Origin of the sequence: Fibrella aquatica, assembly GCF_041321135.1 — a bacterium.
GTDB classification, from domain to species: domain Bacteria; phylum Bacteroidota; class Bacteroidia; order Cytophagales; family Spirosomataceae; genus Fibrella; species Fibrella aquatica.
The window spans coordinates 24,835-42,094 of record NZ_JBGGWF010000020.1; the positions used below are offsets into that span (position 1 = coordinate 24,835).

Sequence of the window (17,260 nt, forward strand, 5' to 3'; positions counted from 1 at the left end):
ATTTCCCTTTAAAGGAATCTTAAAAAAATGACTAACCCAAAAAAGGCTTGATTTTTCTTTTTTGCTCCCTCTTTTCGCTGGCCGAGCAGCTCACAGCTTTTTTTACCTCTCATAACCTTATAGTCTTTTATAAAAAAAATAATAAAAATCATTTTGAAATGATAGATTAGATAATTAAGATAATTATAGCCCATTTTCGAAAGCACTTAACGTCTTGTCCATCAGCAAATTGCGATGTGGATAAGTCAGCTGACCCTAACAGATGATAGTCGTAGCCTAACATATAATAGTCGTAGCCTAACAGATGATAGTCGTAGCCTAACAGATGATAGTCCTGACCCTAACAAATAATAGTCGTATCCCTCACAGATGATAGTCGCGACCCTCACAGATGATAGTCGAAAAGAGGGTCTGTGCGCCAGCAGAAAAGAGCTGGTGAGTCTTGGGCGTAGCCCTTCGAAGTCAGCCCGCGTATCCTAAGCGGCCCTGTGAAGCCTGCTTTGCGGTCGGCTGGCCACCAGCAGCAGCGACTTACCCTAACAGATAATAGTCGAAATGGGGCACTGGTCCTGGCATATTTACCAAATAATAACAATCACGTCAACACAATAAGCTATCTATCAGCTTTTTATCCCTAACAGATGGCTATAGGTTTGTTAGGGATAAAAAAAGCAATACCTTGCCCCTGCTATTATTTGTTAGGGTATGAAAAGCCAGCCATCATCGAGCGCCAATAAGTCGCTTCAGCTTGCCAGCAGCCAGTTATCGCTGGTCTTTGAGAGTACGACCATTGCTCCGCCCGTGGAGGTCAATCCCGAGGCCATTGTGCTCAGGACGCCCAACAACAAGACCATCCTGATCCGGGAGCCGCTCAAGCTGTTGACCTCTACCACCGAATTTGGCTTCTTTGAACGCCGCCTCTACTGGCTGGTGCTGCGCGAGATTCGCAACATTCAGGCCATCGAGAAGATGAAGATCAAGCCCTACGAGGAGCTCAAGTTCAGGTTTCACTATTCCGAGGTGATCAAGGGGCATCCCAACTCCTCCATCAAGAAGGTACTGGACCTGATTCAGAAACGAACCATCAACTGGGAGGATGAGAACGCCAAGCACACTAACGTAGTCGTCTTTCCTATGGCCGAGTACTGGCCCAAGAAAGGCATTATCGAACTGACGATGTACCACGCCGTCATTCCGGTCTTTCTCTACCTGGGCAGCGGTTACGTGCAGTACGGCTACGAGGATGCCCTAATTTTGAGCAGTGAGTATGCCCAGCTGCTCTTTACCAGTCTGGCCCGGTTCAGACATACCGGTATCTGGCGCATTGGCCTCACCGAGCTGCGCCAGCTGATTGGAGCCAAGGAGAAATCCTATAACAACTACTCCGCCTTTCGCACCCGGGTGATTGAGCTCGCCCTGCGGCAGATCAACGAGCACACCAACCTGACGGTGACTTATGAGCCGGTCATGCAGGGCCGGGCCGTGGTGGGTATCGAGTTTTACATTCAAACCAAGATCCCCCCTGAGGAGCTGGAGAAAGAATCCAAGAAAACGGAAATGAAGCAGCGGCTCGACGAGCTGATGCAGCTGGACATTGCCGCCATTATTGCCTACGCCGGGGGCAAGCTAAGCCAGTACTATCCCTCCTTTACGCACCAGCAGAAAAAGGCCATTCTTCAGAACGGGGAGAATTTGAAGGCCTTCTTGCGGGCTGATCTATACGCGGATTACGGCTTTGCGGACAAGGATCCCGAGGCCTACGTGGCCCAGAGCGTCTTTAACTACAAAAAGAAGAATCCCCCCTCGGAGGATAAGTAAAACCAGCACTTATTTTGGTGCTGGTTTTGGTGCTTTTTTCGATGCTGAATCCCGCTCCAGTTTTTCCAGTACCGCCTCCACAATCCAGTCATGCGTCGATATGCCCAGCTTGGGGCTGCCCGGTTTGCGGGGCCGCTCGGCGCGCAGGGCATCGATTCGGCTGATAATGCCTTTGGTCAAGCGGGTATTGATGTGCTTGGGTGCCTCATCACTACTGGTATCGTCTACCGTAGGTTTTCCTCCCTTGTTGATAACGGCCTCGATCTGAGCCTCGCTGGGCTGCTTACGCGGCGGTGGTGCTAATGAGACTGCCATGAGTGATGTGAGTAAAGAGTGCATCGATTTCGGCCATCGCTTTTTTGTCGGGCGTTTCCATCTCAGAGACGGCCAGCCCCTTGGCTCCGGCGTTGGGATAGGCTTTCCGGTTCCTGATGGCGTAAGGCACAAAGCCAAGATCGGCCATGCTGGCCAGCGCCTCGGCCGTATCCCGGTTGTCGCTGGAGGTGATATCCGCCCGGTTAAGAAAGGAGTAAACTCGCAGTGGATCCAGGCGGCTGGCCTGAATCTCCCCCAGCATATCGGTCAGTTTGGCCAGCGTCCACACGTCATGACTACGCGGCTGAATGGGTATCAGGGCCACATCGGCCACAATCAGCGCGGCGCGCTGAGAGGTGGTATCCCGGCCACCGGTATCGATGACGATATGGTCGTATTTGGGTTTCATCGTCTCTACCTGCTTGCGCAGATTAGCGCCAATCAACTGGACCAGCGTATAGCCTACCTGACCCGCCAGGGTGTGTTCCCGCCAGGCGGTAAAATCACTGACGGTCCCCTGCTCGTCGGCATCCACCAGCAGGACGTCCGCTCCGTCTTTGGCCAGCCAGACGGTCAAATGCTCACTGATGGTACTGCGGCCTGATCCGCCTTTTATGCCACTTAACACATAGATCATTTCGGTGTTGTTTATCGCGGCTGCAAGTACTGCTAAATTCAGCACAGAAACAACACGCATTTAGGCATCGGAAAGAGCACTAATTTTAGCACCAGATTTCTGCTAAAACTAGTGCTAAAATTAGTAATTGTCTGGTGCCTTTTTTAGCACTAGTTTTAGCATTTTGCTAACTTTTTTATTCGGCTAAAATGCTGTATAACTCGCGGTTAAGGTAGTAGTGATTACCGCCCACGGTGGTTTTCTCCAGGATATCTAGACTGGCCAGCTTATTGAGATAGTCCCGGGCCGTGTTCTCGGCGTAGGTGCGGTCCTGGGTCAAATGGCGCACCCGCGTAACGGGCTGCATAAAAATTTTCTGGGTCAGCTGATCGGGCCGCCGAATGCCTTCCTGGGCCTGGATAACGGCCAGCATGGCGTCCCGGGCCGATAGAATCCGGTTGATCTTCTCGTAGGTCAAATCAGCCATCACCTCCACGGCCCGCAGCATGTAGCGCAGCCAGGTAGACCAGTCGCCCCGCTGGGAGACGCCCGCCAGGGCGCTGTAGTAGCTCTCTTTATGCTGGAGGATGTAGCGACTCAAATACAGAATGGGGTAGTCCAACAGCCCCTTCTGGGTCAGGTAGTGAATATTCATCACCCGGCCGGTGCGGCCATTACCGTCACGAAAGGGGTGAATCGCCTCGAATTGAAAATGGCCAATGGCCATCTTGATTAGGGGATCAGCTGGATAGGCCTGGTCGTCGTTTAAGTAGGCAAACAGATTTGCCAGTTTGGCCTCCAGGATACCCTCACCCCGGGGCGGGGTGTAGACGGGCTTGCCAGCATTAGGCCCCGAGCCGCCCTGCCGGATGTATACCTGGGAAAAGGGGGGCCGCAGGCCTTCGGTGGTTTGCTTGATCTCCCGAAATACAGTCAGGCAATAGTCTACAGTCATGTTCTCTTGCTGCTTCAGCAGCGCATGGCCGCGCCACAGAGCCTCCCGGTAACGAAGCACCTCCTTGGTCGACTCACTGGCCCCTTCGGTGTGCTCCTCACTAAAGGCCCGGTAGAGCTCGTCGTCGGTGGTAAAGATGTTCTCGATGGCGCTGGAGGCCTTGGCTTCCTGGAGGCTGATGGAGTTAACCAGCAGACCCTGGTTAGGAATGGCCACGCTGCGACCCTGCAAACGCCCCAGAGCCTGCTTGGCGCTGGCTAGTTGCTCAAACACCTCTACGGTTCGAAACAGGCCCGGATCAAGGGGTAGATCGGGCAGGGCGTTCCAGGGCAGATTCCGGTTAGGGTTAATGGGGTAGGGCGGCGGGGCAGGCATTGATTACGGCTCGTTTTAAGGTTAGCTTCCGGGAGCGGCAACAAAGATAAGGTGGCCGAAGGCAGCTAACCTTAAAATAGATAATTTTTAAGGTTAGCTGCCTTCGGCCACCTTAATTGATAATTAGGGTATCCCTAAAGTATACGTCACTACCAGCCGTCGCCCAAATAACCGCTATGCATGAGATGGCTTATTTAACATAGTAAGAACGAGCGTTCTTACTATGTTATAGCTCCCCTTTTTTGCCCTACCTTTGCCGTGGAACACCTTAAATCCCGACCTGGCCTGGTATAGCCATCACCAATAGGGGAGGGGAAAAGCCAGCTACTGCCACCCATGAAGTACGTCCCTTACTACCGCGTCTCCACCGCCAGCCAGGGCAAGTCAGGTCTGGGCCTCTCCGCTCAGCGCGAGATCGTCACTCGCTTTGTCAAACCCGATGATGAGCTGCTGCCCGAATTTGTGGAGATCGAGTCGGGCAAGCGCGCCGACCGGCCCCAGCTGGAGAGGGCCATCGCTGCCGCCAAGCAGCAGGGGGCGCGGCTGCTAATTGCCAAGCTCGACCGGCTCAGCCGCAACGTGCACTTTATCTTCTCGCTGCGCAACAGTGAAGTGGACTTTGTGGCCTGCGATATCCCCGACGCCAACACGCTCACCGTAGGCATCATGGCCGTCCTGGCCCAGCATGAGCGCGAGCTGATCGGGGAGCGCACCCGGGCGGCCCTGGCGGCCAAGAAAGCCCAGGGGTACAAACTGGGTACCCCCAACCTGACGCCCGCCATCAGTGAGCTGGGTAGGGTCGTCCACCAACAGAATGCCCGGACCCACCCTGCCAACGTGCAGGCCGCCGAGCTGATCCGGCTCTATAGGCGGGAGGGGCTACCCTACCAGGCTATTGCCGACAAGCTCAACGCCATGGGCTTTCGCACCCGGCGGGGCAAGCCCTTTGCCGCCATGAGTGCCCAGCGCCTGGACCGGCCTGCCTGAGCCCCTTCAGCCTTAGCTAGGAAGAGCAAGCTAGCAGGCTCGCTAGTCCTACCTGGAGGGGCCCTATTGCAGTAACCACGCTTCGGGCTACGGGTGACAAAAGGCCCTTGTGGCACCGGCCGCCTGACTGGCCCCACAAGGGCTCCACACACTCGCTTAAACGCCGGTTACCATTGGGGCAGTGAGGGAAGCGCCAGCCCGCGATGTAACCACCCTGTCATATATCACCGGAAAACGCAAGTGCAATTGCACTTGAGGGGTAGTGCGTGGCGGGGTCATGTCTGAGATTTGGCCGGTGAGCGAGCAACTATTTTGATTTAGTTTATTGATAGTCAGTTACTTAAGTGTTTTTAACGCAATAAAACTATGCAGACTGGGTGTGGCTCGCCTTTTTCCTGGTCAGTTAGCCCTGATTTTACCCCTGATTTGGGCCGCGCGATGGCCCTAAAGCAAGCCGCCTGGCCCAGGTTAGGCAGCTGTTTACCCCCCCCATGAACCGCTATCGTTGCAGTAACCCGGTTTCGGGACGCTGGTGACATTGGGGGCTCATCCGTATAGTATGCTCAGCGGATCATCCCGATCCTGGCTACAGCAGCCCGGCGGTAGCCCCGAGGCCATACTGGCCCCGCTAGCTGGCCGGTCACCACTCAAGCAGTGAGGGAACGGCTACCCTGCGATGTAACCACTCTGTCATATATCGCCGGGAAAGGGGGGTGCAATTGCATGGCACCGGTAGTGCGTGGCGGGGTCCTCTCCGTGATTTGGACCCTGATTTACAAAACATTCCGACTTAGTTAGCTTATTATGAGCTAGTTGACCCATTTTTGGGGCGAAAAAGTGTAAGATCCAGCGCTGACCTGGTTTGTCTGGAAAACACGCTCGCTGGCGGGGCCTTGCAACGGGGCTTTGCCGAGAGTAAAATCACGCTTTTCAACCTCCCTTTTGCCGCTATTAGCTGGCGGGTGATATGGCCTGAGCAAGCTGGCCAGGGAGCCCCTGTAGTCAGGGGCTTTCCGAGAGAACAGTTAACGATAAAGGCTCCCTGACAATAGCAGAAAAAAAGCTTAAGCGAAGTTAGTTATGGCCTCTTTGCTCTAAAGTAGTCATAAGTTCAAGGCCAGGCGTCTTATCCACCTGGTACCGAAAGGTTAGGCTGGCGGGTACATCTTCAGTAGCCAGCTTTAGGGGATGAGCCGTTGTGAGGCCGCTTTCATTGTACCCAAGCACTACGTCTTGATAAATAACGATGTCGGTAAGGAGAGTAAACTGGGAGGAATCATCAACCAGTTGAGGGGGAACGATGAACGTAGTCTCTGGAAAATAGTAAGGAATGCCTATTTTTCTGTAAGCTGCTGCATTGCCCAGCACAGTGCTTTTAGTTAAGCTGAACACCTCCGCCAGCGGCCTGATCACAGCCGGCGTCAGCTGATCAGACAGCTGATAAGACACAAGTCCGAGCTTTAGGCTGATTTCCTCAGGAATAAGGATGGTCTCGGGCGACAATTGAGGCAAAAGGCTTAAACAAATGGCTACCTGAGGCTCATTCTTCAGGGCCCGCTGCATCGTTTCGGTCACCAAAATAGCCACGGGTTCGTCTGTTGCCGCCTGCCAGGTTGTGGCATCGGTCAAGTGGAAGTGACGCACGTAGGGGCCTATGCCAAGCAGGGCCACTAGTTCCGTCAAACAGTGGAAACTCTCGGGGTTCACCTCCAGAAACGTAAATTGAACCTGCTGACTGGTAAAGCGAGCCAGCAGCGGGAGGATCAGGGTGGCGAAGGGGCCCGTACCCGCGTAAAGAACATGAACAGGCGCTCCAGGCGCTGCTTTTTGCTTATCCAGCACAGCTTTGTAGAGACCATCCATAAACTTTTTGGTTCGCATAAGGTCATGGATGCACATGGCCGCCCAGGTCAGCCCAACGGCGCGTCCAGTAGTTAGGAATTGATCGCTCTGTCGATTACTGTCCTGGTCCGGGTCAAGGGCTGTCAGTTCAAAAAGTAAATCGTACAATTGACGGGTAAGCGTCCACAGATCGCCATAGGCATCTGGTGCCGAATCAAGTAGTTTACCCGTGATGAGATGAAGTCTGTCGAGCGGATTCATTGGTAGAACGGCTTTAAGGAGGATCCGCCCCCCGTTAGGGAGCGTAATTAATGTACTGGACAAAGCGGGGCGCAGGGGCCAGGTTCGGGCTGCTGCCGTGGGGCAGGGCATGGTGCCAGAGAATGAAGTCACCCGCATTGCCCGCCAGGGGAACGGCACCCAGCGCGGGCAGGTCTTCTCCATGCGGGTCCGCCCCGGGCGGAAGGTGAGCCAGCCAGTTAGTCAGTTGATGCTGAAACCCAGGCACCAGGGTAAAGGCACCCTGATTAGCCTCGGTGTCCGAGAGGTAGAGCAGGCCCTGCAACCCAAAGGACACGGGCCGGTCCAGCCGCACGTCCCAGTGCAGCCGGGGACCGGGAAAAGGCCAGCTTTCTGTCTGAGGGGGATGGAAGCCGACCCGGTCATGGGTAACCCACAAGTCGGTCCGGCCCCATAGCTGCTCATAGGCTGTCCGGATACGGGGCGATTCCCGGTTTCGGGTCAGTAGCGGGTGAGTAAAGAGCTGCACCATAATGCCCTGCCTGGCCGCATGGGGCGTATACCACGTCTGGGGGTCATACCGGTCGATGCCCAAAAAATCGCAGATTAGCCCGATGGTCTCCGCGCAGTCTGGCCGGAGAATCGCCTCCCTGATAATAACGTAACCATACGTATCCCAGTGAAGGAGATCATCGCTGGACAGCGTCAGGGCTGAGGCTGGCTGGATAGCTTCGGTGCGGGAGGTGCCCAGCAACCGGGCGTTAAAGGCAGCCACCTTCTGATCATGGAGTACCCCCCCGGTGAAGACCCGGATCCAGGCCTCAAAGTCGTCAAAAGTCGGACTGTGCAGAAACAGGTATTGAATGGTTGGTTCAAGCCCCAGGCCCAGCGCATTGAGCAGGGCCATGTCCAGGCGTTCCTCCTCCTCAAAAGCATCACTGGCCAGCTGACCGTGTCGAATGGCCATTTTTTTGGCCCAGTAACGTTTCAAATGAAGAATACCTAACTGGCTGGTAGCGGTCGATGCCACCAAATCGGGTACTGACTGACTCATGACGTAGTACGTTTAGACATAATGGCTACTGCGGGGCAGGAAAACGGTTTTTAAAAAGCCGCGCCCCTTGACGGAGCGCGGCTTTTTAAAAAAAGATCAATAACTGATTCGTTACTCGGCCTTCAGCACCCGGATGGTCCGGCTCTGGGTAGGCGTACTAACCTGTAGGAGAAGCACACCCGGTCCCTGCCCCGCAATCGACAGCTCATGCTGCTCGACGGCCTGCGGACTGGCCACCTGCCGCTGGGTAATGACCCGGCCCTGGGCGCTGACCAGTTGCAGTCGAAGCGGCTCAGGGCCACCTCCCTTGATCTGGACCGACACCACATCGCCCCGCACGGGATTACCCAGCAGCGTCACCTCAAGCTCCGGGGTGGGCTCCGCTGAGGCCAGACGGGCTGAACCCGTCGGCTCGTTGCCCCACACCCGTTCGCCAGCGTCATAAACGGTTACCCGGTTATTGGAACTCGACTCGGCGGGCTGCTCCTGGTAGGAGTAGTCGTTGGTCTGGTTGAAGCGGCCACCATTGGGCTTGCTGATGCGGTAACGGATCCGGCCCGTGCTGGCACCGGGGGCCAGTTGGCCCGTTTGGGTGAAGCGGAGCTCCAGGTAGTAGTTGGCCCCCCCTACGGCTGGGTTCAGGGCCACCAGCTGGGCGCTCACCCTACCCTCGTCGATGTCGACCTGCAGGCGCTCTGCTCCGTCGGAGGTAAAGTAGTAGCGGGCGCTCAGATCACTGTAATTCACCGCTACGTTCCCTTCGTTACGAATCTCCAGGAAGGTATTGATCTGGGTAGCCGAGGGGCCGTTCTTGCTCTCGGTCAGGGCGCGCAGGACTTTGATGGGGGTAAAGACGCCGCCCGGTTCCTGGCCCGCAATCAGCACCCCGTTGTAGTAAGCCGTGATGCGCAGGTTGGCCACCAATCGATCCCGCACGGTAGCGTAGGAGTAATCGTCCCCTTCGTTAAGGCCCGAGTAGTCGCTCTTGGCAAAATAAGCCTGAATGGGCCCTGAGCTGGCCCCTGGAGCCAGCGAGCCCGCCGCCTCGGTAAAGCTATATTCCACGTAGCCTGCGGCCCCCGCCTGGGCAGGCACAAGCGGCACGTAGCGCAGGCGCACGTTCTGGTTGCCCGCCTGGGCATAGCTGATCGAGAGGTTACTCAGGGCGGCAGCGCCTTCCACGGTCAGGTAGTAGCGCAGCGTCAGTCCCGACAGGGGCAGGCTGCCTGCTCCCTGGTTTTGCAGCACAATCAGGGGCTGGATGGCATTGTTGGTGACGTAATTATCGACGTCCCGGTGCAAAACGGTTAGCCGTCCGCCCACGATCACCGTCGCCGAAGCCGGATCGCTCACGCAACTGCCTAGCTGGCAGGTAGCCCGATAGACAAACCGGCCCGGCTGGCTGGTTGGCACCACGATGGTCGAGCCGGTGCCCGAACTGCCGTTGGAACCCGTCCAGCTGGCCGTGCCCGAGCAGCCCCCCACCAGCAGCGTAACCGCAGGGGCGTTAAGATCAACGGTGACCGACGATTGGCCACCCTGAGTCAGCAGCGTAGGCGTGGCCAGAGTGGCGCTGTTGCCGACTGTGGTCTGAGCGGTGGCCGTACAGCCCCCCGCGCTGGTTACCGTGACGGAATACTCGCCCGCCCGGCTGACGGTGGCGGTGTTACCCGAGGAGCCGCCCACCTGCGAGGCGTCGGGGCCAAATCGATAAGTCAACGCCTGCCCCTGGGCATCGGCGGTGGCCCTCAGGGTGACGGTGGGCTGGGTGCAGGTGATGGGGCCGTTACTGCCCAGGCTCACCGTGGGCTGAGGGCTTACGGTGACGCTGGTGCTGGCATCGGCGTAGGTATATCCGTTGAACACCCGCAGGCTGAAGTTCACAGTGCCCGAACCAATTGCCGTCAGCGTCTGACTAAAGGCGTTAGGCGTGCTGCCGGTGAGGGTCTGACCGCCCCCCGTCAGCGTGAACGAATAGGTATCAGTCAACGCACCCAGGGTAGCCGTCAGGGTTACCGGAGTAGAGGCGCAGGCAGCAGCGGGCGTAGCTGCCAGGCCGGTGATGGTGACCGGTGGCAGGTAGAAGAAGCTCAGGGGCGAGGCGGCGCTGTTGCCGTTATTGGCCGCATCCTGGGCCACGTTGGCTAGTACGCTAATCGAGGTCTGCCCTTTGGCGGTGGGCAGCAGATCAAACGTGTAGGTGCTGCCGCTGCCGGTGAAGTTACTCACCTGGCCATTGGTGATGCTCAGGTCACCAGCCACAAAGCCCGTTACGTTCTCCGAGAAGCTCACGGTGACGGCCACGGGGTAGGCCCCGGAGAGAAAGCCACCGCTGATGGCGGGGGAAGTGGAGATCACCACGCTGGGGCGAGTCTGGTCGATGGTGTAGGTCTGGCCCCCGGTGAAGCCTCCGCTCAGGGGATTGCCCGCCGGGTCGGTAATGCCCGAGTCGCTACTTTTAACATCAAGCCGGATAGTACCGTTGCCAGCTACCCCGCTTACCGTGACATCGTAGGTGGTAGCGTTGCTACTAACGACACTGGCGATGTTGCCCGTCACGCCGCTTGTCGTCACCAGGAAGCTGCTGAGGGTCACCCCGCTGACGGGTTCACTGAAGACTACCCGGAAGGTCAGGGCGGTGGCATTGGTGGTGGCGTCGGCAGGACTCTGACGAACGCTGGACACCACGGTGGGGGCCACTGCGTCCACCAGGATGCCGGTAGTCACCGGTACGTTGATCAGCGTCCGCGTAGCATCATTGCCCACTGCATCGCGAATCGTCCCACCGCTCAGGGCTGAAGCCAGCGCGATGCCGTCGGTATCCTCATCGCCCGCCTGCACGCTGTAGCGGAAGGTGAGCGCCGTACTGCCATTGCCCGATACGTAGCTGGCCTGGCGAATGGTCGTACCGATAGTCAGGCCCAGCTGGGGCGTACCCGTCACGGTGACGTTCTCCGAGAAATTAACCGTGAAATCCAGGTTCTGCCCGGCGCGGTAGGTGCCATTGGCTGGCACGGCCACGCTGCTGATGGCCGGTGGAGTCCGGTCGATAACGTAGGTTGCGCCCGGGAAAGGCAGGTTACTGACGCTGGGCGAGAGGTTCTGGGCGTTGGCCAGCACCAGTTGCAGGCTTCCGCTGCCGCTGCCGGTGTTAACGCTCACGTTATAGGTCTTACCCGAACCCGACACGCTACTGAGAGTGGCCCCGGAAAGGGAGCCGCTGGTGACCAGGGTAAAATTGCTGGCACTCAGACCACTCACTTCGTCAGCAAACGTGACGGTGTAGTTGACGCTGGCCGCATTGGTGGGGCTGCCCGCGCGGGTAATGCTGGTGACGGTTGTCTCGTAGACCACCCTGAAGGGCGCGCTTCCCTGGCAGGTTCCCTGCGTTCCTTCGCCCTGGACGGCCTGCCAGCCCGTGGCCGGTGGCAGCGAGGCGGTGGAGGCGTTTGACTGGTAGGGTTGCCCGTCAAAGGCCAGCACCCAGGTCGAGGCATCGGACACGTAGTAGAGCGAAAGGGTCGTACCTGAATACAAGGTGTTATTGATGGTGACGTCCCCGCTTCCCAGGTAAGCGGGCCTTCCGGTCGACTCGAAATTGTCTTCCACTTTGGCCAGCGTGTAGGTGCTGTTCAAACAGGCCCCGGTAATGGTCAGGGAGGCGGGAGGGGTCTGGGCGCTGACCTGGCTGGTCCAGCTGATCAGGAAGGCTATCAGTAGCCCAATTACCCAGCGGGCTTTTTGCCCGGCGGCGACCGGCGGGGCACATCGCCCGCCGGGTTTGGTAGAAAGGAGAGTCATAACGCAAGGAGAGTAAATCTTGAACCAATAAGGGTGAATCAGCTTGACAGGGTGATTAATTACGCGAGGGGAAAAGTCCATCCAGGCAAATGCAGTAATTGATCGCCAGGTAAGGCTGGCGGTTCTCGTGGGGCTGGCTGCCGCCCGCCTGGCCCGTCTGCTGAGCGGCCATGGTGGTGGGGGTACCCTGGGTGCGGTACTCGGGGTCGAGTGAGCCCGAAGTAGCGGGCGAAGCGCCGGTGGGCGAGGCCACGTTGCCCGCCTCCTGAAAAGCGTTCAGGGCAAGGGGATGGGTGTGGGCGGGCAGCTGGTTGGCGGTGAGCGTCACCGATTCAGTGCCGCCTAGCTGCCCCTGGCTGTAGTTTGATAAGCCTGGCCCCTGGCCCAGGCCCACCAGCGTGCGTCCCCGCAGATCGGGCAAACCAAACGTGGTCTGGCCGTCTCCTCCGTAGGTGGTGCCCAGCAGGGCAAACAACGCTGAATTCTGAGCGATAGACAGCAGTTGGCCCTGGCACATGGCCCAGCCTCTGGGGGCAAAGCCAAAACCAAAAGCTTTGATGGTACCTAAATATTCATCCATGATTGTAAGGGGGAGATATAGTTAAAAAAATTGGTTGAGAGGTAAAGCGAACAAAACTGAATGCCCGGTTTGCGCTCCAAAGTCAGGATGATCCTGCTCCTCAGGCGCGGGCGTGCCCAAAGAGAGCATGGCCCAAAGTGGCCGGCCATTGAGGCGGACAGGGCCTGGGTAGCGCATCGGTAAGCATCCGGCCAGGCGTTAAAGGCTCAGGAAGTCTCCTGGATGCAGTGGCCGGGAGGCGCGGCTGACCTTACCTGCCGGGCAGGCAGCGTAGACAACTCAATCAGGGTGTATCCCTTCCCGCCCGGACTGGTCTGCACCAGGCCCCGGCTGCCCAGCAGCGATAAGCGGCTTACCGGGCTGCTCACCGGCTGGTTAATCCGAGCCAGGCCCTGCCAGCTGATGCGTACCCCGCCCTGGTCCAGAGGGGCCCAATAGGTGCCGAATTCAGACGGCGACAGTTCTGGTAGTCCGGCGCAAGTCAGGGGCTTCTCCAGGCCCAGCAGCTCACTGAGGGTAGCCAGATCCTGGTCAAGCAGGGCCTTCAGGGTCGCTGGAGAAGTCCGTTCGGGGCTGTACACGTGCGAGAGTGACACCTGCTGAAGCGCGCCCAGTGAGCCGTTTTGGATCCAGCCAGTCGCGTTTTGAAATGAACCTGCCCGGCTCAGGAGCCCAGTAGGCGTGGTGACCGAATGGGCTAGCAGCGAGGAGGGAAACCCCAGCAGGGAGACCCCCGCCGCGAGCTTTCTGGCAAATAGACGTCGATTCATAATCAAGTCAGTAGAGTGTTGGTATAGGCAGAAAGAGATAAACCAAACAAGGTTAAACAAATCTTAAAAAAGTAAACAAAAGTAGGGTATACCTATAGATTATCTTGGATATTGACTAAGCGGTAGCAAAAAGGCATGCCAGGAGCGCCACCGGGCTAATTAGCCTTTAGGCCCGCAGCCACCGACTCATCAGGGGAAAACCGGTCCCGGCCTGCTGGGGCGTCCCGGCCAGGCCCATCCATTCCAGCAGCGGCAGACCGATGTAGTTTCCCCCGCTAAACTGCTCGATGAGCCACTCACTCTGACCGTTGTAGCCCGCCGGGTGAAAGACCAGGCGTAGATCCATCTCCAGGTGCAGACACGCGGCGTAGCTCCACAGCAGCACGGCCAGCTCTTCCCCGTCCTTGTGGGGCTGATGCTCGGTAATATTGCCCCGGAGCCCTGCCCGCTCGGCGGGCTGACTCACGGCGATGTGGCCCGCCTCGTGGAGCATATCACCGGGATAGGCCAGCCGGGCGGGATCAAACAGCAGCACCCCGTCCTGGATCAGCAGGCCCGGCAGAAAGGTCGGTTCGGGCAGGGCCTGCGGGCGGGTGGGAATGCCAATGTGGGTCAGAAACGTGCGTATCCGGTTGATAAGCTGGTCGTTGGCCATGAGAGGACGCCTTAGTTCCTGGAGGGGAAAAGGCCCGTTATGGCGATACAGTAGTTGATCGCCATATAAGGCTGGCGGTTCTCGTGGGGCTGGCTACCGCCCGCCTGGCCCGTCTGCTGAGCGGCCATGGTGGTGGGGGTACCCTGGGTGCGGTACTCGGGGTCGAGTGAGCCCGAAGTAGCGGGCGAAGCGCCGGTAGGCGAGGCCACGTTGCCCGCCTCCTGAAAAGCGTTCAGGGCGAGGGAATGGGTGTGGGCGGGCAGCTGGTTGGCGGTGAGCATCACCGATTCAGCGCCGCCTCGTTGCCCCTGGGTGTAGTTTGATAAGCCCGGCCCCTGGCCCAGGCCCACCAGCGTGCGTCCCCGCAGATCGGGCAGGGCAAACGTGGTCTGGCCATTGCCCCCGTAGGTGGTGCCCAGCAGGGAAAACAACGCCTGATTTTGAGCGATGGCCAGTAGCGACCCGTCACACAAAGCCCAGCCTCTGGGGACAAAACCAAAACCAAAAGCTTTGATGGTACCTAAATATTCATCCATGATTGTAAAGGGTATTAGGATTGGTTAAGGGATTCATGCAGCGCAGCAAACAGTGGCCGCGCCGCAATTGATAACTGACAAAAACGGGTTGGAACAGAACCCGGAAAACGATAAACGGGGCAATATGCCTGCCAAGATTGGCGATAAGTAGGTAAATCCGGTAGGATAAATCGGATATTAACTAAGCGGTAATTCCGTCCTGGCTGTCCCCTCCCCGGCAGTACCCAGATAGGGCCCCATGCAGCTGCCCCCAGGTGCCAATCAGCGGCCCCGGCGCGCTGTGGTCCCTAAAAAAAGAAGAGCCCCTCCAGCCCGAGCGGCTCCCTATCACCTCTGCGCGCAGGGTAGCAGGAGCCAGGGGGGTATTAACTCTTGGTTAAAACAAACGCCTTGCCCCCTGGATCAGCTATACTTGTGGCCAGATCGAATCGACTACTCCCCCTTGCTTATGCTCCGTGGTATCTCCCTGTTTGCGCTCGGACTAGTGATTGACAACCTGATCCAAAGCGACAAACGCGCGCGCATGAAGTTCAACGGGGTCAGCCAGTACTCCTCCTTTAATCGCTATCAAACCAGGATGATCATCGGCTTTCTGGTTAGGCTCCTGGGCCTGGGCATGCTCCTGGGGGGACTTTTTCAGATGGCGCGCTCTTTATTTTTTTAGCCGGGCCGCTCAATCCCAGCCCTGGCGGGCTTAAAACGGGCAGCTGTAGCCTTCAGGGGCGCTTGAGCCGCCTTCGAAGCAGGAGGCGAGCGGCCAGGGGGCGGGCGGGATAGGAGCGCCCGGATGGCAAATTATTGACCACCAGTGCGGTTACAAATAAAACGAGCACCCCCAGCAGCACCGGCGTGAACACGTAGAGAAAACCCAGCCCGATAATCCGCTCAGACCCAATGTTAGCAATCAGGGCCGTAGCGCCAGCGGGGGGATGTAGGGTCTTGGTCATCTGCATACCGATGATACTGGTGGAAACGGCCAGTGCGGAGGCCAGCCACAGCTGATCGGGCAGCCACTTGTGGAGGGCCACCCCAATGACGGCCGCCAGCAGATGACCACCGATCAGGTTACGGGGCTGAGCCAGGGGGCTGTGGGGTGCCCCAAAGACCAGCACACAGGAGGCTCCCAGGGAGCCAATCAGAAAAACGCCGTCCTGTTGGGTAAAACCAGCCTGCTGGAAGAGGCCAATGGAGCCAATGGCGATAAAGGTGCCCACAAAGGTCCACAGATGATCGAGTGGCTCAAAGTGCGTCTCCCGATATATCACGTAGCGCGCAAGCCGGTAGTGGCGCTTCAGTTGTTTTCTCATACTATTCCTTCTACAGCGGAGCCGCCGCCTGGGTTCCGCTCCGGCGGCAGCCTTTGGCCAGACGGACTGGCCACAGCAGGCAATGACCCGGGGGTAACAGCCGCGCCCGGATTGACGCTGGCAAGCGGCCTGGTAGCTGATGTGTCAAACATCCTGGCGGCCGGGGCCCTTCAGGCTTGGGTCGATCAGATAAGCCATGATCCCCCCCCAGCCCGGAGGCGATTATATCATTGTAGTCAAAGCGGCCACCAAAGGAGCTCGAAGGAGTCGAACCCGTAAAGACCTCATGGGCGATTACCCCGGCCATCACCGCCAGAATGGTGGACACAGGTCCCTGCGCTGGTTTTCTAAGGGCCAGCCCGGTAAGGACCAGTCCCAGGACAGCCAAGAAGTTAGGCAGGCTCCCCAGCAGCGCAGCCGCTAGTGGACCCTGGTTTCCCCAGGCAGGTCTGAGCGAGAGCTGGATCAGAGCGGTGAGGACCCCGTATAAGAGGCCCACTACCAGGCGTGCGCTCATTGGATAGTGTTTCTGCTGGTATAAATCAAGGGGATACCGGGGGTAACAGAGCGACAAGATACAACGCCAGCCGACCAAACAAACCCACCCGGCCATCTGGCCGCCCAACAAAAGCGGACTGGGGGGGGCAGCCCCCCTGATGGCGGGATTAAACCGGATGGCCCAGGTAGCCAGCTCGGTGATATTTTGGGCCGTGCCCCTGGGAGAAGCGTAAGGTCAAGCTGATAGGGCAGGGAGTTGGTCAGACCAGCTAGGGTAGCCCGCCTGTAGCTGAGGTGCCCGGGCGAGCTGCCTACCGGTGAGTACTGCTTCACCCAGGCGTTTCCGGCTGAGTGAGGGTTAAGCGCCGCCTAAGTCCGGTCTAAGTGGGCTCTAAGTCCCTTCTAAGTCCGGTCTAATTTTTTCTAAGTCTGCCCTAAGTCCGTTCTAAGTCTTTCTAAGTCAGTCCTAAGTCAGCCCTAAGTCTGTTCTAAGTCCCTTCTAAGTCGGTCTACAGGCCAGGAAATAACCACGCATGGCCTAGTTTTTGACCATTTCCGGTGATACTATCCGCTCAACAGCCGCTTAATCGGGCTAATAATCGCCACCACCAGGCATGCATCGATCAGACTGATGAGCGGACGATGGATAGCGGCGCAACAACAAAGGCCTGGTTGGATCTATCTGTCAAGTCATACTGGTTCGCCAGGGCGGGCACAGGCCGCCCGGTACGATTCGGCAGACTTACCCCGTGTACACAAGTGCGCCGGTTTAACGGTAGTACAACGCTGGTATAACGGAACCAGCTCGTTAAAACGCCGGTATAACCAACCGGTATAACGGAACCAGCTCGTTAAAACGCCGGTATAACCAACCGGTATAACGGAACCAGCTCGTTAAAACGCCGGTATAA

Annotated in this window: 14 protein-coding genes; 3 read left to right on the forward strand and 11 right to left on the reverse strand. The window is 57.8% G+C overall.

The window, feature by feature from the left end; all coding sequences use genetic code 11:
- The first annotated feature begins 705 nt into the window (after positions 1-705).
- Positions 706-1,818, forward strand: coding sequence for a replication initiation protein (locus ACAW87_RS25225; RefSeq protein ID WP_370726444.1), 1,113 nt, complete (start codon positions 706-708; stop codon positions 1,816-1,818).
- Between the two features lie 9 nt (positions 1,819-1,827).
- Here ACAW87_RS25225 and ACAW87_RS25230 read toward each other — a convergent pair whose 3' ends face one another.
- The 3 genes from ACAW87_RS25230 to ACAW87_RS25240 form a co-directional block, all read right to left on the reverse strand.
- Positions 1,828-2,133 (reverse strand): hypothetical protein, encoded by a 306-nt coding sequence (locus ACAW87_RS25230; protein ID WP_370726445.1) that lies wholly within the window; start codon positions 2,131-2,133, stop codon positions 1,828-1,830.
- Entirely contained in the window at positions 2,102-2,770 is a 669-nt protein-coding gene (locus tag ACAW87_RS25235; protein WP_370726446.1) for an AAA family ATPase, read from the reverse strand. Before ACAW87_RS25235 ends, ACAW87_RS25230 begins: the two co-directional genes overlap by 32 nt.
- A 175-nt stretch (positions 2,771-2,945) precedes the next feature.
- A complete protein-coding gene (locus ACAW87_RS25240; RefSeq protein WP_370726447.1) occupies positions 2,946-4,079 on the reverse strand; it encodes a Fic family protein in 1,134 nt (377 codons plus the stop codon).
- 336 nt (positions 4,080-4,415) lie between these two features.
- Here ACAW87_RS25240 and ACAW87_RS25245 point away from each other — a divergent pair, with 336 nt between their 5' ends.
- The gene (locus tag ACAW87_RS25245; protein ID WP_370726448.1) at positions 4,416-5,066 is read left to right on the forward strand and encodes a recombinase family protein; all 651 of its coding nucleotides are present in this window, start codon (positions 4,416-4,418) and stop codon (positions 5,064-5,066) included.
- Positions 5,067-6,140: 1,074 nt separating this feature from the next.
- On the opposite strand, the gene ACAW87_RS25250 is transcribed toward ACAW87_RS25245, so the two are convergent.
- From ACAW87_RS25250 to ACAW87_RS25280, 7 genes are all read right to left on the reverse strand, one after another.
- Positions 6,141-7,169 carry an SAM-dependent methyltransferase gene (locus ACAW87_RS25250; RefSeq protein WP_370726449.1) on the reverse strand — a complete coding sequence of 343 codons (1,029 nt, stop codon included), beginning with the start codon at positions 7,167-7,169 and terminating at the stop codon, positions 6,141-6,143.
- A gap of 34 nt (positions 7,170-7,203) precedes the next feature.
- Complete coding sequence (locus ACAW87_RS25255; RefSeq protein WP_370726450.1) at positions 7,204-8,202, reverse strand: phytanoyl-CoA dioxygenase family protein; 999 nt, start codon at positions 8,200-8,202, stop codon at positions 7,204-7,206.
- A 111-nt stretch (positions 8,203-8,313) separates the two neighbouring features.
- The gene (locus tag ACAW87_RS25260; protein WP_370726451.1) at positions 8,314-12,003 is read right to left on the reverse strand and encodes a cellulose binding domain-containing protein; all 3,690 of its coding nucleotides are present in this window, start codon (positions 12,001-12,003) and stop codon (positions 8,314-8,316) included.
- A gap of 55 nt (positions 12,004-12,058) precedes the next feature.
- A complete protein-coding gene (locus ACAW87_RS25265; protein WP_370726452.1) occupies positions 12,059-12,583 on the reverse strand; it encodes a phage tail protein in 525 nt (174 codons plus the stop codon).
- Positions 12,584-12,789: 206 nt separating this feature from the next.
- Complete coding sequence (locus ACAW87_RS25270; protein WP_370726453.1) at positions 12,790-13,353, reverse strand: hypothetical protein; 564 nt, start codon at positions 13,351-13,353, stop codon at positions 12,790-12,792.
- Between the two features lie 166 nt (positions 13,354-13,519).
- Complete coding sequence (locus ACAW87_RS25275) at positions 13,520-14,008, reverse strand: hypothetical protein (protein WP_370726454.1); 489 nt, start codon at positions 14,006-14,008, stop codon at positions 13,520-13,522.
- 11 nt (positions 14,009-14,019) lie between these two features.
- A complete protein-coding gene (locus ACAW87_RS25280) occupies positions 14,020-14,544 on the reverse strand; it encodes a phage tail protein (protein ID WP_370726455.1) in 525 nt (174 codons plus the stop codon).
- Positions 14,545-14,992: 448 nt separating this feature from the next.
- Between ACAW87_RS25280 and ACAW87_RS25285 the strand changes: the two genes are divergently transcribed.
- Positions 14,993-15,208, forward strand: a complete 216-nt coding sequence (locus ACAW87_RS25285; protein WP_370726456.1) for a hypothetical protein — start codon at positions 14,993-14,995, stop codon at positions 15,206-15,208.
- Between the two features lie 52 nt (positions 15,209-15,260).
- Here the strand turns inward: ACAW87_RS25285 and ACAW87_RS25290 are convergent, their stop codons facing one another.
- On the reverse strand, positions 15,261-15,851 hold the full coding sequence (locus ACAW87_RS25290; RefSeq protein ID WP_370726457.1) for an HPP family protein: 591 nt from the start codon (positions 15,849-15,851) through the stop codon (positions 15,261-15,263).
- Between the last annotated feature and the right edge of the window lie 1,409 nt (positions 15,852-17,260).